The sequence below is a fragment of the Secundilactobacillus paracollinoides DSM 15502 = JCM 11969 genome, from assembly GCF_001311135.1.
Taxonomy (GTDB): Bacteria; Bacillota; Bacilli; order Lactobacillales; family Lactobacillaceae; genus Secundilactobacillus; species Secundilactobacillus paracollinoides.
In genome coordinates, this window is the sequence record NZ_BBAG01000033.1 from 1 (window position 1) to 24,579 (window position 24,579).

The window sequence follows — 24,579 nt, forward strand, 5'->3', positions numbered from 1 at the left end:
TAGTTGATTTGAATACGGTCGGTTATCTACTGCTTACGTAGGAAGGGCGTTTAGGGTGCGGAGCATAGTCGACTCTGTTCCGAAAATCCCGGTTTTGGATTTTTGGAACAGAGTTGGCTATGCTCCGCACCCTGCCACTTCCGGAACACGTTTCGGCTAGATAAAAGAGAACCAGAAAATAAAGAAAAGCGAGATGCGCAAGCATCTCGCTTTTTAAGTTCTTGACCTACTCCCCAGCCGCAAGGCTTAATCCAACATCCACAACCTTGTCCCCACAACAATCCCTGTGCTATACTCAATTCATTGCATATCAAGTACAAACAGAACGGATGAACAATAATTGGTAAAACTCAAACAAAATAAATGGTCCTTAACCACACTAGCCATTATCGTCCTCATTGGCCTCATTGCGATGCCATTCACGTCACTGATCAAGGTAGCAAATTTCTGGTTCATGATAGGGCTCGTTTTCCTAATTGGGGCAGCCTTTTTCATTATTGAAAAAGGGCACCTATTTGCGGGATGGCGACGCCGGCACCGTAAGAATGAAGATCCGCTGCCCGAAGAAAAAATTTCAGTTCGTAACGTTGCGTCCGTTAAAAATGGACCGATCGTTGTGAACAAGTATGCGCGATTTTGTCTGATTGTGAGTCTGACGTTGATTGTGTTGGGGATCGTTGTGACGTTGTGAAAAAAGACCTCTTGGTATCACCCTGTGTGGGGTGGTAGTAAGAGGTCTTTTTGTTTTTTTTGAACTGGCTTTCTTGGCAACGTAGCGGAAACGAGTTCCGCAAACCAAAGACTTGCACAGAAGCGGACTATTTTACAAAATCCAAACCGGATTTTATAAAATAGTCCGCTTCTGCTCCAGTCTTTAACCGGTTTGTTCCACTCTCTATCTACAATGCGAACTTCTCAATCGCAAACGCCACGCCATCTTCATCATTCGCTTTCGTCACATACTGAGCCGTTGCCTTCAATTCGTCGATGGCGTTGCCCATTGCCACACCTGTGCCGGCGTAGGTCACCATAGTCAGGTCATTTCCTTGGTCGCCAATCGCCATGACCTCGTTTTGTGCAATACCGAGGCTCTCAGCGAGTTCCTTGATGGCGTTGCCCTTACTTGCCTTCTTGTTCATGGCTTCAAAGAAGTAGGGTTCGCTTTGAACGACGTAGAATCTTTCCTTGTATTCTTCAGGGAAGTTTGCCACGAACTTGGACAGAATTTCAGGGTCATCCACGAACATGCCCTTCGCAATCGTCAGGTCGTCTGTGATTTCCTCTGGTGTCCGGTACCGAATCGGCATCCGCACCAGAAAACTTTCAGCAATGGTGTAGCCGCTGATGTCGCGGTTTGCCGTGTAAATAAAGTTTTTAGTTTCCATGTGAAAATGGACGTGCATTTTACGGGCAAGACTTTCAAGGTCGATGTAGTCTTCTGTGCTGATATTGTGGTTCACAATAACGTTGCCGGAAACGGATTGCGCAAGACTACCGTTAAAGGTCACCACGTATTGATTGTCGCCCGCAATGTTCAGCGGTTCAAGATACTGGTGAACACCAGTCAGTGGTCGGCCGGTACAGAGCACAACCTTGATGACCTTTGCCTTGGCTTTTTCGATGGTGTCGATGGTGGCCTGATGTAATGCCTTTTGTGAGTCGACCAGGGTACCGTCAATGTCGATTGCAATCAGTTTAATAGTCATGAAGTTCTCCTTTTGATTAAATCAGGGTGTCGTTGTGAATGTGTTGTTGAAAGGCTTGATAAATCGGATCGAATAAATCGGTATCCGCCGCGTTATTTTGTAACATTTCACGGGGGAAGAAGAAGCGTTGGTCACCGGAGAACTTCCCGGTAATGGCGTTAACCAGCGCACTGACTGAAGACAACTCGATCAGGTCACCATCTTCTTCCATCAGTTCGATCTGCGTCAACGGTTTCTTCATTTTCGGATCGTAAGCATCGTACGGCAGGTCATAGCTATTGTTGGTTGCCGTGTAATATTTTGCGTTGAAGCCGGCTTTTTCGATGAGGTCACGCAGCCCCGGTAATTCGTGTTCTGTTTCCGACGTGTAGATCACCGATTTGAGTGGCTTGCGATCTAGGAATCGGTGCGACAGATCGCTTAAAATTGGGTCACCTGATTGGCGCCAATGCGCAAAATAGGTCGTTAGCGTCCCGTCATCCAGTAACAAGTAGTCGTCGAGGTCAAATTCGTGTTTAAAAAACGGAAACAGCAGGTAGGGTGCGCCCATTTCGTTGGCGTTATCCGCGTTGCTGTAGTATTCTCTGGCCCGTAAAAGTAGGTGACTTAAAATGACTTCCATGGAACGGGATGTTGGGTGAAAGTAGATCTGCTGATACATTTGAAAACGACTCATGATGTAGTCTTCCACGGCGTGCATGCCGCTGATCTGAAAGGCAATGCCATCACGATAGGGCCGCATGACCCGCAAGATACGGGTTAGGTCAAAGGTACCGTATTTCGTGCCGGTGTGGTAAGCATCCCGCAGCAGGTAGTCCATCCGGTCGGCATCGATCTGACTGGAAATCATTTGAACGACTTGCGGGTTAGGGTAGGTCTTTTGAATGACGGATGCGACCTGTTCAGGAAATTCGGGACTGACAGCCCGTAACACCTGGTTGACTTCCGTTTCCGGTGAGGTCAAGATCTCGGCTGTGATTACCTCGTGATCGGTGTTGAAGATGTGTTCAAACGTGTGGCTGTAAGGCCCGTGACCAATGTCGTGCAGCAGGGCGGCGCACAGTGCGACGAGGCGCTCTTTGTCGTCGTCCCAAAGACCATCACCTGCCTTTTTAGTGGGATAATTGCGTTTGAAATTGTCACAAATGCGCCGAGTGATCTCGTAGACCCCAAGAGAATGGGTAAAACGGGTGTGTTCTGCACCGTGAAAGACAAGTGAAGCCGTCCCAAGTTGTTTGATGCGGCGTAACCGTTGAAATTCTTTTGTATTGATCAGGTCTAAAATGACCTGGTGCTGGATGTAAATATAGTTATGAACTGGATCCCGAAAAACTTTTTCTCGGGGTAAGCGTTCGTCTCGATAGGCCAAGTGAAGGCCTCCTTTGTGTAGTTAGATTCCAGCCTGACGTTTACTGATCCGGGCTAATTCCTTAGTGTACTGGGTTTGAAATGCGGGGGTGGCCAGTCGTTCTGGCAGGGATGTTGTGTCGATTTTAAATTGATCTTCCTGTAACGCGTTAACCATGCCGCTCTTTACCTCGGCGACTGTCAGTGGCTGGTGCATGGCATCGGCAACGTTGATCATGGATGACGGGTCGACATCGGGAAAATCCCAGTCATTGGCTTGGCCAGCCAGTCCCGTTTCGTAAAAATCACGCACCATTCGCCCACGGAATTGCTGGTCGCCGGTCACACTGATGTAGGCCATGACCACTAAGGCGTTGGCAGTGCGTCGTTGTGAAATACCAGCAATTTTTTTGCCGTCCACGCTCAGGTCGTAGTCACCAGGACAGTACGATCGGGTGATTTCATAGCTTTCAATGGTTAGCGTCGGAAAGGTAAGGTGCACCAGTGATTTCATCAGTTCATAGCCGGCGTCGACGCTATAGTGGGTCACCGTTTGCGGCACAAACAATGACACGTTAAGAATCCCACCATCACTAACTACGGCAAGTCCACCTGAATTTCGCAAAAAATGATCGTAACCATTTTCAGTCACAGTTGCGAGTCCGGCGGGCAGATCGTATAAGTGACGATCCTTTAATCCAAGGATGAGGGTCGGCGGCAGCGTCCAGAAATGAATCAGCGGTGTATTTACCTCAGCCGTAACGTTTAATAACGTATTGGTCAGGCCAAACGACGCCAATTTCTGATCGGTAGTCAGGGGTGTATCTAATAGTTGAATCGTTGAAAAGGGTAATTGTGTCTTCATGTTGGTTACCTCGTCTCGATAAATACCAAACTACTCCTATTATAGCGGAATCGGAGAAATACGTCACTAGTGGACTGGACCAAAGTAGAGTGTGAAGCAAGGCGGGTTAGGGGCGGTGTGTAACGGAGGCTGGCAGAAAAGCCTGGGTCTGACTTTTTTGCCAGCCTCCGTTACACGTTAGCCCCGTGCCCTGCTGAACACGTTTAGTCTATGTAACAAGGGAGCGCCGTAGCGGCACCATTTAGTTGCCAAAACCAGAAAAGTCCGGGCCTGACTTTTAGACCAGCCTCCGTTACACATTAGCCCCGTGCCTTGCTGAACACGTTTAGTCTATGTAAGAAGGGCGCACAGTGGCCAGCACCAGTCAGTTGCCAAAAAAACCAAAAGTCCGGGTCTAACTTTTTTGACCAGAGTTGCTTACACAGGAGCCCTCTGCCTTACTGAACACGTTTCGGCACGGTGGGAAAGAAAGCCAGTAGCAAGAAGCACTCGGTTGGAAAAAGAGAAAAGTCCGGGCCTGACTTTTTTAACCAAAGTTGCTTACACAGGATTTTTCTCTCGCCTTGCTTCATACGCTATCCGTGCCAAAACCCCAAATTAACGTTATAATAAAGTAATGTTGTGAATGAAGGGAAGGGTTAGTATGGATGATCTGTCAACCAGTATTCCAGTTGGCATTCACTTAGAGACCCACACGGTTCAAAACGGTGAGTCTTCTGACTATGTGATTGACGTTGCAGGACAAATCGTGCAGATCGGTGACACGATTTATTTGCGCTACGCGGAGCCTCAGGAAAGTGGTGAGGGTGCGGATGTGCCAGTCACGATCAAGTTTATGGGTGACGGTGATGTGTCGTTGACACGCCGGGGCGAAAATCGTGTTCGGTTGCATTTTAGTGCCGGCAAACGCGTTTCTGCCCAGTACCGCACACCGTATGGCATCATTCCAATCGAAACGGTCACCCCTCAGTTGAAGGTCGGGTTCACGCAACGCCCCTTTGGTGGCAACGCGGCAATCGACTATCAACTGTATGCTGGCCAGGAATTATTAGGAAATTACGAGATTCGATTGCAATTTACAGTTTAATCGCGTATAGTTGTTCGTAGACTGTGGAAGGGACGTGCGCCAGTTTGGAATTAAAAGTCTTAGAAGGCCAAAACAAAAGCGAATTATCGATGATAGAAGTCGCTCACGCGATTCTCGCACAACGCGGGGATGTTATGCCGTTTGCTGATTTAGCTAACGAGGTTCAACAATACCTCGGCGAAACTGATAAAGAAATTCGGGAACGACTTTCTCAATTTTACACTGACTTAAACATTGATGGTAGTTTCATTTCGTTAGGTGATAACCTCTGGGGTTTACGGACCTGGTATCCATTCGAATCGATCGATGAAGCAACGATCGGTGCTGAGGATGACGAGGATCACCCGAAGGCAAAGAAACGTCGGAAGGTTAACGCCTTCTTGGCAGATACTTCAGACGATGATGACGTGATCGATTACGACGACGATGATCCTGAAGATCAGGATGATGTTGACGTTGATGATGAAGATCTCGACTCTGAATACGATGATGATGAAGACGAAAGCGAAGACGACGAGGACACCAAGGAACTTGGGAAGTACAAGTCTGATTTAGCTGATATCGATGATGGTAGCGACGACGGTGATGATGCCGACGACAGCATGCCTGATGGTATCGAAGGTCAATTATCTGAATTTGACGAAGACGACGACGAAGAAGAAAAAAAGTAATTCGAACTTATGCCTTGACGAATATCTGGGAAACAGGTAATATATCGCTTGGGCGCTTCACAAGGAATTGTGAAGCCATTGTTCGGAATAATAGAAGCTTCCTATTCAACCAACGACGAATAGGGAGTTTTTTCGTTATTGAATACACCCAGTACCCCAAATTAATCTTACGAGGAGTTATACAATGACCAAATATATTTTTGTAACCGGCGGCGTGGTTTCTTCACTTGGTAAGGGAATCGTAGCAGCTTCACTTGGACGTTTGCTAAAGAACCGTGGGTTAAACGTGACAATCCAAAAATTCGATCCGTATATCAACGTTGACCCCGGCACCATGTCTCCATACCAACACGGGGAAGTCTTCGTTACCAACGATGGGACCGAAACGGATTTGGATCTCGGCCATTATGAACGGTTTATTGACAATGATTTGAACAAATATTCTAATGTCACGACCGGTAAGATTTATTCGGAAGTATTGGAAAAAGAACGCCACGGGGACTACCTTGGCGCGACTGTCCAAGTGATTCCTCACATCACAGGAATGATCAAGGAAAAGATCATGCGGGCCGGCAAGACCTTAAACGCTGATTTTGTGATCACTGAAATTGGTGGGACCGTTGGGGATATTGAATCACAACCGTTTTTGGAAGCCATTCGTCAAATGAAGGCGGAGGTTGGCGACGAGAACGTTGTCTACATTCACACCACGCTGGTACCATACCTGCATGCCGCTGGTGAAATGAAGACAAAGCCAACGCAACACTCTGTTCGTGAGCTGCGTGGCTTGGGTATTCAACCAAACATTCTGGTGGTTCGGACTGAAGCGCCAATTACGGATGCGATGCGTAAGAAAATCGCACTGTTCTGTGACGTGAAACCTGAAGCCGTTGTTGAATCGCGTGACGTGGACACGATTTATGAAATTCCTCTGCGGTTAAAGGCTCAGGGCATGGATTCATTGGTGCTTGACCACCTGCACGTGACAGCACCAGAAGCTGATATGACTGAATGGTCACAATTGGTCACAAAGGTTAATAGTCTGAAGAAGACGATCAACATTTCTTTGGTCGGCAAGTACGTCAGTCTTCAAGATGCTTACATCTCAGTTGCTGAAGCATTGAAGCATGCCGGTTACCCAGTGGATGCTGATATTAACCTCAGTATGATCGATTCTGAAAAGGTCAACGATGACAACGTTGCTGAAATTTTGAAGGATGCTGATGGTATTCTAGTTCCTGGCGGCTTTGGCGATCGTGGTATCGAAGGAATGATCACCGCCATTAAATACGCCCGTGAAAACGATGTTCCATTCTTGGGCATCTGCCTGGGGATGCAAATGGCCAGTGTTGAATTTGCCCGCGATGTTCTTGGGTACAAGGACGCCAACTCAACGGAAATGAATCCTAACACGACCCACAACATTATTGATCTGATGGCTGACCAAGCCGATATTTCTGATATGGGTGGGACACAGCGTCTAGGCGCATATCCTTGCAAGTTGAAGGCGGGCAGCGTTGCAGCTGCAGCTTACAACAACCAGGACATGATTCAAGAACGTCACCGTCACCGTTACGAATTCAACAACGCTTACCGTGAAGAAATGGAAGCTAAGGGCCTGGTATTTGCTGGGACTTCACCTGACAACCACTTGGTAGAAGTTATTGAAATTCCTAACAAGAAATTCTTCGTCGCAGCGCAATATCACCCAGAATTCCTGTCACGGCCAAACCGCCCAGAAGGTCTCTTCAAAGCCTTCGTTGCAGCGGCCAATGACGTTCATGATGCCAAATAATTAAATGGTATATCTAAGAGCTGAGGACAATTCTCCTTAGCTCTTTTTCTATGGTTGGAAATGACTGATTTCTAGCATTGAACTCAATTAAACTGTCGCTTCGTTCCGTCGGTCGGCTCTGCAGTTTGTAGTGGGGTCGTGAGGAAGCTAACTTTTGGCGGTGCCAAAAGTGGATCTCCCTAACGCCCACATGAGTAAAGGACCAAAAAACGGTCATCAACTCATGTTTTCACTACTACCTGCAATGCCGACCGACTCCACTACGCTACTTTCGTGCAAAAAATAACAATCCGTACATGTCCGAAGCGGTCTCTTGACTTCATAGGTACAATCAGTTTTAATACCATAGGCACATTACTAACATTTTCTTTGATAGCCGTTAAGTACGATTTTTTATAAATCGGTTGAATGCTATCCTGTTGTGTAAACTGAAGTTAAAGCGTATTCAATGTGAGTGGAACGCAGCAATTTGGCACGGAGCTGTGGTGTCGACATCAGTTAGCGACCGTTCTTGGGTCGGTTACTGATGTGCGAGACGACTGAGATCCACTCGAGAGCTGCGCAGCAGAAATCGAGTTAGCTCAGTCGCGAGCCACCACACGGAGTGCCAAATTGCGAAATGCAACGGACTATCAGCACAATCTGCTAGCTTCAATGCCAGAAATCAATCATTTCCAAGCGTTGATTAAAAGAGTTCGATTAGAAAATAGACTAATTTCTAAGTATTTGTGTCTTTTTAATATTACAAATTAACGAGATAGCGTGAAACTATTGTAATTTTGCCGGGCATTATTTATCATTAAATAATGATTACTCGAATTATGATTTTGAATAGTGAAGGAAACTTACGTAATGAAAAAATGATAATCCACGGTGGCAAACGCCTGTCCGGCAGTGTGACCATCGGTGGTGCTAAAAACAGCACGGTCGCGTTAATTCCAGCGGCCATTCTGCTGATACGCCAGTAAAGTTTGACATGGTTCCCGACATTTTAGATGTTCACAATTTAATGCTCATTTTAAAATCAATGAACGTGCATTCGGGTTTTGCGGATGGCGTCTTAAAAATTGATCCAACTGAAATTATTGAAGCGCCCATGCCAAGTCAGGCGATTAAGAGTTTACGGGCGTCATACTACTTTATGGGGGCCTTACTGGGTCGTTTTGGCCGTGCAACGGTCACTTTTCCTGGTGGTGACAACATTGGTCCCCGACCAATCGACCAACACATCAAAGCGTTTAAAGCGCTGGGTGCCGAAGTCGTTGAAAATAACGGGACGGTTCATATTACGACCAGCGGTGATGGTCTACATGGTGCCCGGATCTTTTTAGACCTGGTGTCTGTTGGCGCAACCATCAACACGATTTTGGCCGCCGTTAAAGCACAGGGTGCCACGGTGATTGAAAATGCCGCTAAGGAGCCTGAAATCATTGATATCGCAACCTTCTTAAACAATATGGGGGCGCATATTCGTGGTGCCGGCACCGATGTTATCCGAATCGAAGGTGTCTCGACGCTCAAGGCGACAAATGTGCATACGATCATTCCAGACCGGATCGAAGCGGGGACGTTTCTGTCGCTTGCTGCCGCTATGGGTGATGGTATTCGAATTAAAAATATTATTCCAGAACATTTGGAGTCGTTTACGGCTAAGTTAATTGAAATGGACGTTCAGCTTCAAATTAATGAAGACGAGGCTTACGTGGCAAAGTCGGATGATTTGAACGCTATTCAGGTCAAGACAATGCCGTTCCCAGGATTTGCGACGGATCTGCAGCAACCCATTACCCCTTTACTGTTACGCGCAAAGGGGAGCAGTGTCATCGTTGACACAATTTACCCGCAACGCGTGAAACACATTTCTCAACTGCAGAAAATGGGTGCTAAGGTTCGTAGTGAAAACGATATGATCATTGTGGAACATACGAACACGCTCAATGGCGCAACGGTAGGAGCTGGCGAAATTCGTGCCGGGGCCTCACTCATGATTGCGGCACTGATGGCTGACGGGGAGACCCAGATTCTTAATGCCGACAATATTTTGCGTGGTTATGGCAGTATCGTGGCTAAATTAACAGCCTTAAATGCGGATGTGACCATTGAGGACACAGCTGAGATTGCGGAGTAATTTGCGATCGCCCATTGAAAACGGGCAACGTTCATGATATAGTGTTAGGGTTGACGACATAAATCAATCTCTGTTTCAGTGAATGATTCAGGGCAAAGGAGATTATTATAATGAAACAAGGCATTCATCCAGATTACCACGAAGTAGTCTTCCAAGACTCAAGTACTGGTTACAAGTTCTTATCAGGTTCAACTGCAACTTCAGAAGAAACTGTTGAATGGGAAGATGGCAACACTTATCCATTGATTCGTGTTGAAATTTCTTCTGATTCTCACCCATTCTACACCGGTAAGCAAAAGTTCAACAAAGCCGACGGTGCTGTGGATCGTTTCAACAAGAAGTACGGTTTATCAAACAACTAAACGTGCGATTAGAAAGACCATGTTCTTCGGAGCATGGTTTTTTATTTTGCTATAAGCCAATTATTTCCAGAGTTAAACATTAGTGCAACCCACTTTTAAAACGGCTTGAAATCGGGTAGACTATACCTATCAAGAAAATCGATTTTAATAATGGGAAAGCGATGGGGTGCAATCATGGATCAAGAACCAAAGAAACAACCAAGAAGAAATGGACGCCGGTGGGCTTACCGGATCGTCTTTGCGGTCCTGATCGCGATTTCATTGGGACTGATTTTTAACGAGCAGATCAAGAACTGGATGGTGACCTCGTATCAACCGAAGATCACTGCTAAATCAGTCAAGAAAAACGAAAAGAAAAAGGCCAACTTTGATTTTCGAAACGCAAAATCACTGAATTTTCAGACGGTCGCGAAGGCCCGAATGAATACAAATAAGATCCACGCTGTTGGTGAGATCCTGGTACCAAAGTCGGGTATTCATTTAACGATTGGCAAGGGTGTGTCGAACACAACGTTAGCTTTAGCTGCCGGAACGCTGCGTGACAATCAAAAAATGGGTCATGGCAACTATCCGTTAGCTGGCCATCACATGATCAAAAAGAACGTGTTATTCAGCCCGCTTTACTATAAGACTAAGGTTGGTGACAATATTTATTTGACCAATATGACCAAGATTTATCGTTATAAGGTCTATAAGCGTCAGTTCATTGCTGCCACGCGGGTCGATGTTGTTAATCAAACCAAGGCGAATATCGTGACGCTGGTTACCTGTGATGCAACGGGCGCCGGTCGACTGATGATTCGCGGAAAACTGACAAAAACAATGGCGTATGCGAAAGCGCCAACTGCAATAAAAAAGGGCTTCGCTGCAAAGTTTAACAATCATAATGTCTTTGCCGGGTATTAAAAAACGTTCCAACCCCACACCGATTTTGGTGAAGGTTGGGACGCTTTTTGTTATACCGATTTAGTCTGCATCGCGGACAGCCATTTTGGTAATGTACTGGCCAGTGCGTCGTAAGTTGCCTCAAACCGATGCGTGTACCACGGGTCGGGAATTTCTTGGCCAACATGGTCAGGCAGGATATCCATGCAAAGATGGATCTTTCTTTGATCCGCTTCGGAAGGTGCCATTCGACGCAGATTGAACACATTTTGTGAATCCATGGTGATGATATAGTCTGCCCAGTCAAAATCAGCAGCTGAAATTGGTTCAGAGTGCATGCCGGCAAATGATAATCCATGAGCCGTCATTGTCTTTTGAGCACCCGGATGCGGTGGATTGCCGCGCTCTTCAGTACTAGTAGCACGGGATTCAATGGTATAGTGATCGGCAAGTCCCCGGTCGGCAACTAATTTCTTAAACAGTGCTTCAGCCATAGGAGAACGGCAAATATTGCCAAGACAGACAAATAAAACGTTAGTCATTGTAATTTTCCTTTCGCGGTACTGATATGACTCACATAGTAGGGAATGTGACGGCGTTCGTCAAGTAGGGTGTTCTTTTGGAGTTGGGGGGAAGGCCGTTGCATTCCGCAATTTGGCAGGCCGTGTAGTGGCTCGCGACTGAGCTAACTCGATTTCTGCTACGCAGCTCTCGAGTGGATCTCAGTCGACTTGCACATCAGTAACCGACCACAATACGGTCGCTAACTGATGTCGACACCACAGCTCCGTGCCAAATTGCTGCATTTCACTAACGTTGAGTTTACATTTCACCATTAATTAAGCATCACAATGGCATTAAAACTAGTTCGCAGAGAATCCGCCCTCAACTGCTAGTAATGTTATTAACAGCAATGCTTCTCAAAATGTGCTATTGACAGGAACACTTGATTAAGTGGCTTCATGGAGCCACTTACGAAGTCTTACCATCAATATTAACTGTGACCAGTATCGTAGCGTAGTGGAGCCGTTCGGCATTGCAGGCTGTGGTGTCGGTGGTCGTTGGCGAGGGTACTTTCCTCGCTTACGAACACGGGAGACGTAGGAGATCCTTGAATTTCTGAAAGGAAATTCAATAGCTCCGGAGCGACCCCCACCTCAGCCTGCAGGGCCGAACGGTGCAACGGAGCGACATGTTTGCACCATTGAATCAATTGACAATGGAGCGCACTTCAGTCTTAAACGCTTTGTTCCACTCTCTTACATTTCGCCTTATAAAGATTAAAGGTGTCAATTGATGCTCTAGGCCATATTGCGGAAACGAGTTCCACAAAGTAAAGACTTGCACATAGCGCGACTCTGATACAAAATCCAAACCCGGGATTTTATATCAGAGTCACCCTATGCTCCAGTCTTTAAACGCTTTGTTCCACTCTCTTACATTTCGTAGTACAATTAAGTTGTTTAATACCTTAGAGAGTGTGAGTAAAAGTGATGCGAGGTAATTTTATTTACATTAATTGGGAACAGGTCAACAATCTGGTGATTTCGTATGGCATCACAGCTGCTGATTTTATTAACGGGATTCCCAACGTGCCACAGCGAATCGTCCTGATCGATGGCGTTAACGAAGGGACACAGGTTAACGGGCATACCCGTTTTCAGACGGTCACAGGCCAAAATAGTGTTCGTGAATTTTTAATTGGGAAAACGAACGGACCAAAGATGTGGCTGGACTATCATGAAGCTGATGACTTGGATCTGCTGATGCCAAGTGAGATTGCAGAACTGCTCTACATGGCCCATATGATGACGCATTTTAATTTGCCGTTGTATTCAAAACTGCGTAATGACTATGCTTTTTTGACGACGCCCGAGGACTTTGTTAAAGTTTATTACCGAAACCTGCGGACGTTCAACCATATTTTAGATATCTCGTTAAAACGTCACTTGCGATTACTCCACAGTAACCGGTGGGTGGTCTTTAACCGCCCATTTTCCGTAAGTGATGTGCCAAGTGACGTGTTTGACCAACTGACGGCGGTTTTTAGTGAAGGGGTGATCTTTGCGTTTGACCAAACGATTGAACGCAAACGACACTACCTGATTCCGCTACTGATTCAGGAGCATCCTGAACGGCAAAATTGGTGGCATGAACAAGAGGACGTGTACGCGACGGCCCGTCGTGTCGCGACCCTGATTTACGACGTTGACCAAAAACACTGGGAGCTGGATATTATCGACAAACAGCCGTTTATTGAAAACGAAGCTGATCTATGACAAATTCAACCTGCTCACTCGTGGTATAATAGTTGACGCAGTGTGACTTAAACGAGATCGATGAAATGAAAATTTAGGAGTTTAACATAATGAAAATGCAACTTTATGAGATTGCTGGAGCTGTTTCAGCGCAAAACGATATTACGGATTGGCAAACGGTTGAGATCTCAAGCGTGGCCTTTGACAGCCGTGAACTCAAGCCAGGGGCGTTATTTGTGCCGCTGGTTGGCGAACGCGACGGTCACAAGTTTATCGATAAGGCAATTGAAAATGGTGCGTCGGCCATATTTTGGCAAGCAGACCATGGCGAGGCACCAACCAACGTGCCCGTTATCGTGGTCGATGATGCGCTTAAGGCCTTACAGGCATTAAGTAAGCACTACCTTTTAAAAATTAACCCGCGGGTCGTGGCCATTACGGGGTCAAACGGCAAGACAACCACTAAGGATATGGTGGCTTCGATCTTGGCGACCCAGTTTAATGTCACCAAGACACAGGACAATTTTAATAACGAGATCGGTGTGCCGATCACCATTTTATCCATGGAACCGAACACTGAAATGCTGGTCGTTGAAATGGGGATGGATCGGCCAGGTCAGCTTGATTTCTTGAGTCGCCTGGTTGCCCCGGATGTGGCCATTATTACAATGATTGGGGAAGCACACATTGAATTCTTTGGCACGCGTGATAAGATCGCGGATGCGAAGATGGAGATCGTTAACGGACTGAAGGACGACGGGTTATTTATCTTTGATGGCGATGAGCCGCTATTGCAGGAACGCGCTAAAACTGTTTCACAACGGCAATTGACGTTCGGTCATTCGAAAGAGGATGATCTCAACGTGACTGCAATGACGCCAACGTCTGTTAACACGACGTTTACCACGAATGTCTGGCCAGACACCACGTTTGAAGTCCCAATGATTGGGGACTATAACGTGAATAATGCGCTGGCTGCCCTCTGTGTGGCGCGCACTTACCGAGTGGCACCCGAAAAGAGTGCGGCTGCGTTGTTAAATCTTGATCTGACGCGTAACCGGGCTGAGTGGTTACAGGGCAGTCAGGGTGAACAGATCCTGAGTGACGTTTACAACTCGAACCCGACTGCAGTTAAGGAAGTCATGGCGGCCTTTTCAAAGACACCAGTTGACGGGCGGCGGTTGGTCGTTCTAGGCGATATGCTGGAACTTGGTGAGCAGTCCGATGCGTTGCATGCAGGCTTAAGTCCTGCGTTTGATCCCGACGTTATTGACAGTGTGTACCTTGTTGGGCCGCACATGCACGCCCTGTATGATAGATTAGCAACCACCTTTGATGCTGATAAGTTACACTTTTACCAGGTGGATGAACTCGGCACCTTGTCGGCAGATCTCTTAGCCACGTTGACGGCTAAGGATGCCATTTTGATCAAGGGGAGTCACGGGATTCATTTAGAGTCCGTTCTGGCAACCCTGAGAACTACTGATTAAGCGTATAGGCAACTAATTGAAAAAGATTAGTTGCTTATTTTAATCGGGTGATGTATCATATTCTAGTTATGTTTTTTTGCAAGAGACGTTGCAACAGCAAGGACGGCACGCATCAGAAGACGGATTTCTTATAGTACCGGACCTTGTTACACCTATTAGGAGGAAAATTATTTGAAGTTTTCAGAACTTGGGTTATCAAAAAGTTTGTTGAAGGCTGTTGAACGAAACGGCTATGAAGAAGCAACCCCAATTCAAGCAGAAACCATCCCCATGGTTCTTGACGGTAAGGACGTTATTGGTCAGGCACAAACTGGTACTGGTAAAACAGCCGCCTTTGCATTGCCGATCCTACAACACATTGACCGGGACAACCCCAATGTCCAAGCCTTAGTTGTTTCACCAACCCGTGAATTAGCTATCCAAACTCAGGAACAAATTTACCAACTCGGTAAAGAAGAGCACGCAAAGGTTCAAGTTGTTTATGGTGGGGCCGATATCCGGCGTCAGATCAACAGCCTGAAGAACCATCCCCAAATCATCGTTGGGACACCTGGTCGGTTATTAGACCACATGAACCGACACACGATCAAGTTGGATCACGTTCAGACCCTTGTGTTGGATGAAGCCGACGAAATGTTAAACATGGGTTTCTTAGACGATATTGAATCCATTATTAAGGCGTTGCCTGACGAACGACAAACCCTGTTGTTCTCAGCAACGATGCCACCTGAAATCAAGCGGGTCGGTGTGCAGTTCATGCACGACCCGCAGCACGTTAAGATCAAGGCCAAGGAATTGACCACTGATTTAATCGATCAGTACTATGTTCGGGCTAAGGATTACGAAAAGTTCGACGTCATGACCCGGTTGTTTGATGTGCAATCACCTGATCTGACCATTGTCTTCACTCGGACGAAGCGTCGCGTGGATGAAATTTCACGTGGCCTGGAAGCCCGTGGCTACAATGCCGCTGGGATTCACGGTGACCTGACGCAAAAGCGCCGGATGCAGATCTTGAACCAGTTCAAGCATGGTCAATTAGATATTCTGGTTGCCACTGACGTTGCCGCTCGTGGGATCGACGTTGCCGATGTTACCCACGTTTATAACTACGATATTCCACAGGATCCGGACAGTTATGTTCACCGTGTGGGCCGTACCGGTCGTGCCGGGCACCATGGTGTCTCATTGACCTTCGTAACGCCTAACGAAATGGATTACCTGCGTGAAATTGAAAAGTTGACCAAGGTGCGGATGCTGCCATTGAAGCCACCTTCGGAAGAAGAAGCCTTCGTTGGCCAGTTGAGCAATGCACAGGAAACGGTTAAGGATCTGGTTGATAAGACCGACACTGAAAAGTATGAAAAGATTGCTTCTCAGTTGTTGGACCAGTACGAAGCTGTTGACCTGGTTGCTGCTTTACTGAACGACTTGACCAAGGATGATTCCAGTCAGGTTCCCGTTAAGATCACACCAGAACGGCCATTGCCTCGTCATAAGCATGGCGGCAACGGTGGTAACTACCATCGCGGCGGCGGTCGTGGCGGTAACAACCACGGTCGTTCAGGCAACCGTCGTTACAACGGTAAGAATGACGGTCACCACCGTTACTCAAGTAACAAAGATCGTCACAGCGATCACCATAATGATCGTCGTAACAATAACAAATCAAATGGTAGCAGCAAGCATGGCTTTACCATCCGTAAGAACAAGGACTAACAGCTTGTTCTTTACTGCACGGCTCAGACTTTACGGTCTGGGCTTTTTTTGTGTGCGGATTTATGCTTGCCATCAGTCGAAGATTAACTGGTTTTCGACTAAAATATAAACTAACAGAATGTTGTCTTACAAAAGAACGCTATCTAAAATACCGAAGATTGTTCATCATGTTGAGTAAAAGTTCGTCATGGTAGGCTGAAAAAGATTCACGCTAATCTGCCATATCGAAGAAGTTAACGAAATTAAACTATGGTAAAATGAGAACATTATTGAAAAGGCAACAACTTGGTGCGAAGTGAGGAGATTATACTGTGGTTTACGGAATTGGTGTGGATATTGAAAAAATTGACCGGCTACGCGCAGTATCAAATCAGGAGTCGTTTGTCCATAAAGTCCTGACACCGGCTGAAACGGCCGTCTACCGAACACTTTCTGATAAACGTGCAGCCGAATTCCTAGCTGGTCGCTGGTCGGCTAAGGAGGCCTTTAGTAAGGCTTTTGGCACAGGTATTGGCAAGTCGGTCTCGTTTCAAGACCTCGATATCCTGGATGACGAGACTGGCAAGCCAGCGTTTCATCGCCAGCCGTTTCCCGGGAAGGCGTTTGTCTCTATCTCGCACACCAGTGACCTCGTCATGACTGAAGTACTATTAGAAGGAGATCTTGAAAAATGACAATTGGCAGCCATCGTCCGACCCGCTTAGTGATCGACCGGCAAGCGCTTTACGACAACATCGCAACTGAAAAGGCCCGGTTGAAGCCAAACACTGATCTGTTTATGGTCGTGAAGGCCAATGGATATGGTCACGGCATCCTCCAAGTGGCACAAACGGCCGTTGCAGCGGGTGCTACCGGTTTTTGTGTCGCCATTTTAGATGAAGCACTTCAGTTGCGCCACGCTGGATTTAATCAACCGATTCTTGTGTTGGGGATCACTGCACCAAAACATGCCGCTCTGATGGCTGAATATGGTGTTTCAGCGACCGTCGGCACATTAGACTGGTTGCAGACCGCAGCTGCTGTTTTAGAGACTAGCGGCGTAAAACAACCGCTTTCAGTTCACCTTGGTCTCGATACTGGGATGGGGCGCATTGGTTTTCAGGAACCTGCTGATTTAAAGGGTGCAGTTACCTGGCTGAACCAAGAAGCCCAGATCAGCTTTGACGGGATCTTTACCCACTTTTCAACAGCGGATGCTGCGGACACGGCCTATTTCAAGCAACAAGTAGCGCGCTGGCAGGCCTTTATGGCTGTTTTGGAAGACCGTCCTCGTTACGTCCACGTGTCGAATTCAGCTACTAGCTTGTGGCATGATGCTTGCAACGGCAACATTATTCGATTTGGGGTCGCCGCTTATGGGTTGAACCCGTCTGGCAAGGAACTGCAAGAACCGTTTGCGCTGAAACCGGCCATGCGGTTAGAAAGTGAGCTGGTCTTTGTTAAACAGCTAAAGGCGGGGCGCTCTGTGAGTTATGGTGCCACCTATACTGCGCAACAGGATGAGTGGGTCGGCACGTTGCCAATTGGATATGCAGATGGTTATGAACGCCGGTTACAAGGGTTTCATGTGCTCGTTGATGGTCATTTTTGTGAGATCATTGGTCGTGTTTGCATGGACCAGCTCATGGTACGGCTACCACACGAGTATCCTGAAGGCACCTCGGTAACGATGGTCGGGACTGATGGCGATGCTGAAATCACCCTGCAAGATGTTGCCGACTATTGCGGCACGATCCACTATGAAATTGCCTGTGGGTTTACTGAAAGAATCCCGCGCGTTTACAAGAATTAAGTCAATTAGTGAGAATTTAGCTTAGTATTGCTGTAATGTTATCGTATTTCATGGTAAAATATTTGAAATAGTAACAGTCTAATAGAGGTCTAATCATGAAGCAGTACATTGTACATCCAGCAGCAACGATGACCGGCCATCAGGTGGTTCGGTCAATCAATCAGGATCAACATCAACAGCTCATTGCGTCATTGTCGGCAGTCATTAGCGTTCAAGTATGGCCGCACCATATTGCAACGATTGCGGCATTGATTGCTGGCTACCAGGAAATGAGCACGCTTAATGAGGAGATCGTTCGGGAATACTTACCCTGTGAAAACGAAGTCGCTCAGCTTTACCCAGCCGGCCGACTATCAACGCGTTAGGCGGTTATGAGGGATGGTAGAAGATGGCAACAAACAGCGATATTAAGCGTGGAGATATTTTCTATGCGGATTTATCACCGGTGGTTGGTTCAGAACAGGGTGGGATTCGGCCCGTGTTAATTGTGCAAAACAATATCGGGAACCACTACAGTCCAACGGTGATCGTAGCGGCGATAACTGCGCGAATTTCAAAACCGAAGATGCCAACGCATATCGGAATCAAGGCGCACCATACGGGTATTGAAAAAGATTCAGTAATCTTATTAGAACAGATCAGAACGATTGATAAGCAACGCTTAAAGGATCACGTCGCACATTTGGACGATGCTACAATGGTGCAGGTAGATAAGGCATTAGAAGTTAGCATCGGGTTGAATAAAAAGGCGGAACCTAAGAAACGTAAGCGGGCTTAGTACATATCATAGAGAGTGGAGAAAAGCGGTTAAGGAGCGGAGTGTAAGTTAACTCTGACAGAAATGCCCGAACTTGGTATTTCTGTCAGAGTTAACTTACGCGCAGCTCCTTGCTTTTCGGAACTTGTTTCGGCAATGTGGCAAAAGGGCGCCAATGATTTCAAACTTCACCATGATTGAGACGATATCATAGAGAGTGGAACAAACCGGTTAAAGACTGGAGCAGAAGTGGACTATGTTATAAAATCCTGGGTTTTGATTTTGTAACATAGTCCACTTCTGTGCAAGTCTTTGGTTTGTGGAACTCGTTTCGGCGATGTGACATAAAGGCTCTAAAATGCTTGGGTCTTTTCAGCACTAATGATAAAGCAATTAAGATGTTGACAGAGAGCATCCATTGCTTTTCAAAACACGTTTCGACAATGCAAGAAAGAAAACCAGGCGTCATAAGTATTTTTAACACAAAGAACAGCCAGTTTGGAAATTCATTTCCAAACTGGCTGTTCTAATCCTCAACTGAATTACATTACATTTCTTTCTTCAAATCTTCAATCTCAGGTACCCGGAATTCTTTACGTTCCAAGGCCTTAACGATCCGGTCAAGTTTATCTTTATCCACGTCCTCAGGCAACGTGAACATGATTCGGTGAACAAGCTCACCTTCCTGGGCGTCAAGACTGATGACACTTGCGATGCTGGTGTACTTGGTGATGATCTTAGCAATGCTTGCGAGATCGCCGCGGTCGCCAGGAGACACGACGGTGAGCACATAGGAGCCGATATTAACGTTCCAAGATTGAGAAAGCATGTCCATTAACCGGGTATGTGTCAAGATACCATAAAACTTATTGTTGGCGTCTAGAACCGCAATGTAAGGCAAATCCTTAATTGAGAAGAACACGTTAAAAAAGGCTGCGTTCACAGTGATGAACTTCGTCGCATTTTTCAAAAGGGTCGTCACTGGTAACTGCATGTCGCCGCCACGTGATTTATGCCGATAAATGTGCATTTTGTAAATGTTACCGCGGAAAATGGTCCCCGTCTCGTCTAAGATGGGCACACAACGGTAGCCTGAATCTTCTAAAACCTTTAGTGCTTCTTCCAAAGTCACGTTTTCTTGTACGGTCACAAGACGTTCTTTTGGTTTGACCAAGGATTTCAACAGCATAGGGTGTAACCTCCTAAAAATTAGAACTCTCTAATAAACTAACAATATCATAACACAAAACCGGCTGGCTCGTAGGTGAAGTGTGTTTTTTAAGACTAATTTTTATTTTGACAGATACTGCTAGTCGACGATACAAAAAATCTCGCATCCTAAAATGGATAACGAGATTTTGATTAGTGTTAGTAAATGACAACGGGTGTCTTTAAGGGCACGTTTGCGTAGACCTGAGCCATGACGGAAGGCGGGGTGTTGACGCAACCGTGAGAGCCGTGACTCACGTACCATGACCCACCATATCGGGGTTGCCAAGGCGAATCATGAATGCCAACACCGGTATCGTCGACTGGCATCCAGTAACTCACAGGGGAGGCATATTTACTGCCATCGTCATTTAACCCACGTAACGTTGCGTGACGCTGTTTACTCCAAACAACGTACACGCCAGATGGGGTGGTGCCCTTTGGCGGCTTGCCAGTCACAACGTCCGTGGAAATAATCACGCGGCCATTTTTATGCACCCACATGTGCTGACTGGCCTTTGAGACTTCGACATAGGTAGACCCGAAATCCTGACCATTCTTGTGGTAACCGGTGCCTTGAATGATCGGTGTTCGGGTAACCGGTTTGCCAGCCAAAATGAGCTTGCTTAACTTTGGCGTTTCAGCGGTGACTTTGATGCTCCAGCCATAGAGGCCGGCAGGCACATTCACGTAAGTGCCGCTGTGCGTTTTGAAATGCCGTGTCTGATGCACGGTTCCATAGGTGTAACTTAATTTAATTAAGTAGGCTTCAACGGATTTTTGATTGACGGAAACGTGACCGTTGGCAGTTGTCAAGAAACTGGCAATTCGCGCTTCAGGAAGGGTGTTTTTTTGTTTGCAAGGGTGTAGGTGATCTTATTTTTGCTTAGCTTGATTGCTGTTTTCTTTGCATTTTTTAACGACCTACTTGATGCCAAAACGGTCGGCTTCACGTAGGCAGCCTTCAGATCGATCTGAGATTGATGATGGGACACGGCACTGGTAATTGCTTGATTGACACTGGTTCGAGAGACTTGAGAGCCATAAACTTCCTTTTGAATCACGAAAGCCTGATTTTTGTAGACCAATTTTGCATTCCTGGTTGGTGTGCGGTTGGCATTATCAGCTAGACTGACGATCTGAGTTGACACCTTGTTTAAATCCGTGCGGTCGATCGCCTTTTGTCCTAACTGGTGGGTACTGGCTGCCGCTGTCGTCATGTGTGCTGGCCAAGTGTAGGCGTTTTGCTTATCGATCAGTCGACGAACCTGAGCCGTGGTATAAGGCTTGATCCCCAATTGATGCGCGGAAAATTGCGTCAGAGTTTGAGTCTTATCGACGACAGTGTACCGTTGATGACGCAACTTGGTATTGACTGACTGAGCCGCTTCTGCCGCTGTTTGGCCACCCACATTGATGCCATCGATCTGAGTATCATTTAAAAAATGTGTTTTATAATGGCTTGCGCGGGCGACATAACCGAGACCCACAATTGCGATCACTGCTACCCCAGTTAAGAGCCATCGCTTTGTGTGTTTCATGAGTTCCCCTCCTTTAATCATATTAAAAGGGTACAGCATTCGTTCGTAAAATACAATTTTTTGGAAATATAATCTTTAGGTTATCAACGAACATGGATTAGTCGACAAAATCGGCTATTTTTAACGTTATCCCAGTAATCTGCGGCCATATATGTTGGTATTGATCCGTGATCAGCCACAGAAAGAGATAAGTAAATACTAATATGTAAAACGACGCTGTCATTGCATTACAGATGCAGTCACAGCGTCGTTTGAGCGGTAAAATTTAATTAGCCTTCAAGGGCAGCTAAACCATCCTTGGTGACTTGCTTTAAGGTCTTTGCAGAGTTTGCCATCTTCGCCTTTTCGTCGTCGCTTAATGGAATCTCGACAACGCCAGCTAAGCCGGAAGCATTGATGATGGCCGGTGTCCCAATGAAAATGTCATCCAATCCGTATTGGCCTTCGAGGGAGGCACCAACTGGTAAAATCGCGTTCTCATCCCGGAAGATAGCACGGGTTATCCGCATCAGAGAAGTTGCAACACCATAGTAGGTGGCACCTTTCCGGTTAATAATCTCGTAGGCTTTATTACGTACCTTATCTTCAATATCTGCTAAGTCACTGTCGGTAACACCCTTATTGTGGGCGTAGTCCTTTAGCGGCACACCACCAACAGTTGCCTCGTCGTACGCAGCAAATTCAGTATCACCGTGTTCACCTAAGATGTAAGCTTCAATACTGCGTGGATCAAGGTCTAACTTATTACCCAGTGCAACGCGCAGTCGTGACGAGTCAAGAGAGGTTCCTGAGCCGATCACCTTGTTCTTAGGGAAGCCAGAGAACTTCCAAGTAGCGTAAGTCAAAATGTCAACTGGGTTAGCAGCAACTAAGAAGATGCCGTTAAAGCCGGAGTCAACGATAGGTTGAACGATTGAAGACAGAATTTTAAGGTTTTTATTCACTAAATCTAAGCGCGTTTCGCCAGGCTTTTGCGGTGCACCGGCTGTGATCACAACTAGGTCAGCATCCTTTGCATCACTATAGTCACCAGAATAAATTTGTTTTGGCGCGGTGAAAACTTGGGCATCCTCTAAGTCAAGGGCATCCCCAACGGTCCGTTCCTTGATGACATCAACGATTACGAGCTCTTCTGCTAATCCTTGTTGCATCATAGCAAACGCATAAGCAGAACCCACGGCACCGTCACCGACTAAAACAACTTTTTGATGATGTTTGGACATATCATCCACCTCAATTCTAGATTTATTGCATTAGCAATTGGCATTATACTATCACAAATGAAAGCGCTTTATCTACTAAAAACACTTAACTTTAAAGGGTTTTTAACTTCCACGGAGCGTCTAAACCTTGTGAAATAGTTGCAATCTGAATTGTGTGGTGGTTGAAACAACGGTATACCGGTCTTTATTGACCTATTGCTTGATTTTGACTAGTAATTGTTTTACCGAAATTGGGGTAAACTTTTCTTTGTGTACGTTTATTCCTTTCATTCAGTAATTTCTTATTCTGTTGGGGAGGACTGGGTGACAGTCCGTTGCATTCCGCAATTTGGCAGGCCGCCATAGTGGCTCGCGATGAAGCTAATTCGATTCCTGCTGCGCAGCTCTCGAATGGATCTTCATCATCTCGCACATCAGTAACCGACCAAAGTACGGTCGCTAACTGATGTCGACACCACTGCTCCGTGCCAAATTGCTGCATTCCACTGACGTTGAGATTACTTTCTACCACTGGTTAAGCATCACGATGGCGTTAAACCAAGTTAGAAGAGAATCCGCCCTCGACTGCTAGTAAAGCCATTGACAGCAATGCTTCTCGCCATGAGCTAATCACTTGTAACGTTCAATTAGCAGGTTTCATGGCCCCGCTTATGAAGACTTATCACCTATGATGACTCACACAAGTATCGTAGCGTAGTGGAGCTGTTCGGCATTGCTGGCTGTGGTGTCGGTGTTCGTTGGCGAGGGTATTTTCCTCGCTTACGAACACGGGAGACGTAGGAGATCCTTGAATTTCTAGTTTATATTGTGGAAACGTGTTCCGCAGGCCAACTCCCGGAGTGCTCCACACTCTGGCTTCAGCCTGCAGGGCCGAACGGCGCTACGGAGCGACATGCCTAGCGCTATTTCAAGCTTCTTCGTCATGTTGTATGGCTTAACGAGGCGCCAGTCCTATTCAGAACTATCAATACCAACACTAACCACCGTCATTGTAGGCGCCAACTATGCAATTTAGGGTGACGTATGCTATACTTTTAGGGTTAAAAGATGAATAATAAAGTGTAAGAAAACGTTATGCTGAACGGTCAAGACTACCGTCCAGCTATTTTGCATGTTTTAATCAAATTAGATGAGTAATGAGGAGCGAAGCGCAACATGAAGATGATCGTTGGACTTGGAAACATTGGACCACAGTATCAGGGGACCCGGCATAATACCGGTTTATGGTCGTTGAGCGGTTTGCTGACAAGGCAGGCCTCAGCTTTTCTACCCGGAAGATGGAAGCAAAGCTAGCAAGCGGCCAGGTAAACGGCGAAAAGGTGCTGATGGTCGAACCGGAAACGTTTATGAATGAATCTGGCCGTGCGGTGGGTGCACTGGCCCATTTTTATAAATTGGAAACATCAGACATTATCATTGTTCAAGATGATATGGACATGACCGTTGGCCGCATCAGACTGCGTGCAAAGGGCTCAGCTGGCGGCCACAATGGGATCAAGAGTATCATTGCCAGTCTGGGGACCAGCGAGTTTGACCGAATTAAGGTCGGCATCGCCCATCCGTCTAAGGCCAACGTTGTGAATTACGTTTTAGGGAAGTTTACACCGGACCAGCAGATCGATTTTGATAACGCCGCTGACCACGCCGTCGAAGCCCTGTTTGACTGGCTTGACGAAGTGCCAATGACCGAACTGATGAATCGTTACAATTAAATGAACTAAGGATAACCCAACCGCGGCTAGTT

Annotated in this window: 21 protein-coding genes and 2 pseudogenes; 15 read left to right on the forward strand and 8 right to left on the reverse strand. The window is 46.5% G+C overall.

Translation table 11 applies throughout. The features are described 5' to 3' along the window. Positions 1–340: 340 nt before the first annotated feature. A complete protein-coding gene (locus JCM11969_RS10720; protein ID WP_054711153.1) occupies positions 341–691 on the forward strand; it encodes a DUF3899 domain-containing protein in 351 nt (116 codons plus the stop codon). A gap of 208 nt (positions 692–899) precedes the next feature. Here JCM11969_RS10720 and yidA read toward each other — a convergent pair whose 3' ends face one another. From yidA to JCM11969_RS10735, 3 genes are read right to left on the reverse strand one after another with little or no spacing between them, the layout of a single operon-like run. Further along, positions 900–1,706 (reverse strand): sugar-phosphatase, encoded by an 807-nt coding sequence (gene yidA, locus JCM11969_RS10725; RefSeq protein WP_054711155.1) that lies wholly within the window; start codon positions 1,704–1,706, stop codon positions 900–902. 16 nt (positions 1,707–1,722) lie between these two features. Further along, positions 1,723–3,075 carry an HD domain-containing protein gene (locus JCM11969_RS10730; RefSeq protein ID WP_054711157.1) on the reverse strand — a complete coding sequence of 451 codons (1,353 nt, stop codon included), beginning with the start codon at positions 3,073–3,075 and terminating at the stop codon, positions 1,723–1,725. Positions 3,076–3,096: 21 nt separating this feature from the next. Then, a complete protein-coding gene (locus JCM11969_RS10735; RefSeq protein WP_054711159.1) occupies positions 3,097–3,918 on the reverse strand; it encodes a lipoate--protein ligase family protein in 822 nt (273 codons plus the stop codon). A gap of 643 nt (positions 3,919–4,561) precedes the next feature. On the opposite strand from JCM11969_RS10735, the gene JCM11969_RS10740 reads away from it, so the two are divergent. From JCM11969_RS10740 to JCM11969_RS10765, 6 genes and pseudogenes are all read left to right on the forward strand, one after another. Beyond that, complete coding sequence (locus JCM11969_RS10740) at positions 4,562–5,005, forward strand: YwiB family protein (RefSeq protein ID WP_054711162.1); 444 nt, start codon at positions 4,562–4,564, stop codon at positions 5,003–5,005. A 44-nt stretch (positions 5,006–5,049) separates the two neighbouring features. Beyond that, entirely contained in the window at positions 5,050–5,676 is a 627-nt protein-coding gene (rpoE, locus tag JCM11969_RS10745; RefSeq protein WP_054711164.1) for a DNA-directed RNA polymerase subunit delta, read from the forward strand. A 184-nt stretch (positions 5,677–5,860) separates the two neighbouring features. Further along, on the forward strand, positions 5,861–7,471 hold the full coding sequence (gene pyrG, locus JCM11969_RS10750) for a CTP synthase (protein ID WP_054711166.1): 1,611 nt from the start codon (positions 5,861–5,863) through the stop codon (positions 7,469–7,471). Between the two features lie 821 nt (positions 7,472–8,292). Continuing rightward, positions 8,293–9,599, forward strand: a pseudogene (gene murA / locus JCM11969_RS10755) (UDP-N-acetylglucosamine 1-carboxyvinyltransferase). Between the two features lie 110 nt (positions 9,600–9,709). After that, positions 9,710–9,961, forward strand: coding sequence for a type B 50S ribosomal protein L31 (locus tag JCM11969_RS10760; RefSeq protein ID WP_054711169.1), 252 nt, complete (start codon positions 9,710–9,712; stop codon positions 9,959–9,961). 174 nt (positions 9,962–10,135) lie between these two features. Then, complete coding sequence (locus tag JCM11969_RS10765) at positions 10,136–10,867, forward strand: class A sortase (protein ID WP_054711171.1); 732 nt, start codon at positions 10,136–10,138, stop codon at positions 10,865–10,867. A gap of 50 nt (positions 10,868–10,917) precedes the next feature. Here JCM11969_RS10765 and JCM11969_RS10770 read toward each other — a convergent pair whose 3' ends face one another. Continuing rightward, complete coding sequence (locus JCM11969_RS10770; RefSeq protein ID WP_054711173.1) at positions 10,918–11,388, reverse strand: low molecular weight protein-tyrosine-phosphatase; 471 nt, start codon at positions 11,386–11,388, stop codon at positions 10,918–10,920. Positions 11,389–12,339: 951 nt separating this feature from the next. Between JCM11969_RS10770 and JCM11969_RS10775 the strand changes: the two genes are divergently transcribed. The 7 genes from JCM11969_RS10775 to JCM11969_RS10805 all read left to right on the forward strand — a co-directional run bounded on the left by JCM11969_RS10775 (position 12,340) and on the right by JCM11969_RS10805 (position 18,883). Then, on the forward strand, positions 12,340–13,125 hold the full coding sequence (locus JCM11969_RS10775) for a hypothetical protein (protein ID WP_054711175.1): 786 nt from the start codon (positions 12,340–12,342) through the stop codon (positions 13,123–13,125). 89 nt (positions 13,126–13,214) lie between these two features. Next, positions 13,215–14,594 (forward strand): UDP-N-acetylmuramoyl-tripeptide--D-alanyl-D-alanine ligase, encoded by a 1,380-nt coding sequence (locus JCM11969_RS10780; RefSeq protein WP_054711177.1) that lies wholly within the window; start codon positions 13,215–13,217, stop codon positions 14,592–14,594. Positions 14,595–14,765: 171 nt separating this feature from the next. Next, positions 14,766–16,313 carry a degradosome RNA helicase CshA gene (gene cshA, locus JCM11969_RS10785; protein WP_054711179.1) on the forward strand — a complete coding sequence of 516 codons (1,548 nt, stop codon included), beginning with the start codon at positions 14,766–14,768 and terminating at the stop codon, positions 16,311–16,313. 311 nt (positions 16,314–16,624) lie between these two features. Then, a complete protein-coding gene (gene acpS / locus JCM11969_RS10790) occupies positions 16,625–16,987 on the forward strand; it encodes a holo-ACP synthase (protein WP_054711181.1) in 363 nt (120 codons plus the stop codon). Further along, positions 16,984–18,105 (forward strand): alanine racemase, encoded by a 1,122-nt coding sequence (gene alr, locus JCM11969_RS10795; protein ID WP_054711182.1) that lies wholly within the window; start codon positions 16,984–16,986, stop codon positions 18,103–18,105. The genes acpS and alr overlap by 4 nt, the downstream gene beginning before the upstream one ends. Positions 18,106–18,200: 95 nt before the next feature. Then, the gene (locus tag JCM11969_RS10800; protein ID WP_054711184.1) at positions 18,201–18,470 is read left to right on the forward strand and encodes a hypothetical protein; all 270 of its coding nucleotides are present in this window, start codon (positions 18,201–18,203) and stop codon (positions 18,468–18,470) included. A gap of 23 nt (positions 18,471–18,493) precedes the next feature. Continuing rightward, positions 18,494–18,883, forward strand: a complete 390-nt coding sequence (locus JCM11969_RS10805) for a type II toxin-antitoxin system PemK/MazF family toxin (protein ID WP_054711186.1) — start codon at positions 18,494–18,496, stop codon at positions 18,881–18,883. Between the two features lie 526 nt (positions 18,884–19,409). Here JCM11969_RS10805 and cbpA read toward each other — a convergent pair. From cbpA to JCM11969_RS10825, 4 genes are all read right to left on the reverse strand, one after another. After that, on the reverse strand, positions 19,410–20,051 hold the full coding sequence (gene cbpA, locus JCM11969_RS10810; protein WP_054711188.1) for a cyclic di-AMP binding protein CbpA: 642 nt from the start codon (positions 20,049–20,051) through the stop codon (positions 19,410–19,412). A 179-nt stretch (positions 20,052–20,230) separates the two neighbouring features. Then, positions 20,231–20,887: a L,D-transpeptidase family protein gene (locus JCM11969_RS10815; protein WP_054711190.1), complete on the reverse strand. Its 657-nt coding sequence runs from the start codon at positions 20,885–20,887 to the stop codon at positions 20,231–20,233. After that, the gene (locus JCM11969_RS10820) at positions 20,884–21,612 is read right to left on the reverse strand and encodes a peptidoglycan binding domain-containing protein (RefSeq protein WP_054711192.1); all 729 of its coding nucleotides are present in this window, start codon (positions 21,610–21,612) and stop codon (positions 20,884–20,886) included. Before JCM11969_RS10820 ends, JCM11969_RS10815 begins: the two co-directional genes overlap by 4 nt. A 269-nt stretch (positions 21,613–21,881) precedes the next feature. Continuing rightward, a complete protein-coding gene (locus tag JCM11969_RS10825) occupies positions 21,882–22,835 on the reverse strand; it encodes an L-lactate dehydrogenase (protein ID WP_054711194.1) in 954 nt (317 codons plus the stop codon). Between the two features lie 1,155 nt (positions 22,836–23,990). Here JCM11969_RS10825 and pth point away from each other — a divergent pair. Beyond that, positions 23,991–24,547, forward strand: a pseudogene (gene pth / locus JCM11969_RS10835) (aminoacyl-tRNA hydrolase). Positions 24,548–24,579 lie beyond the last annotated feature (32 nt).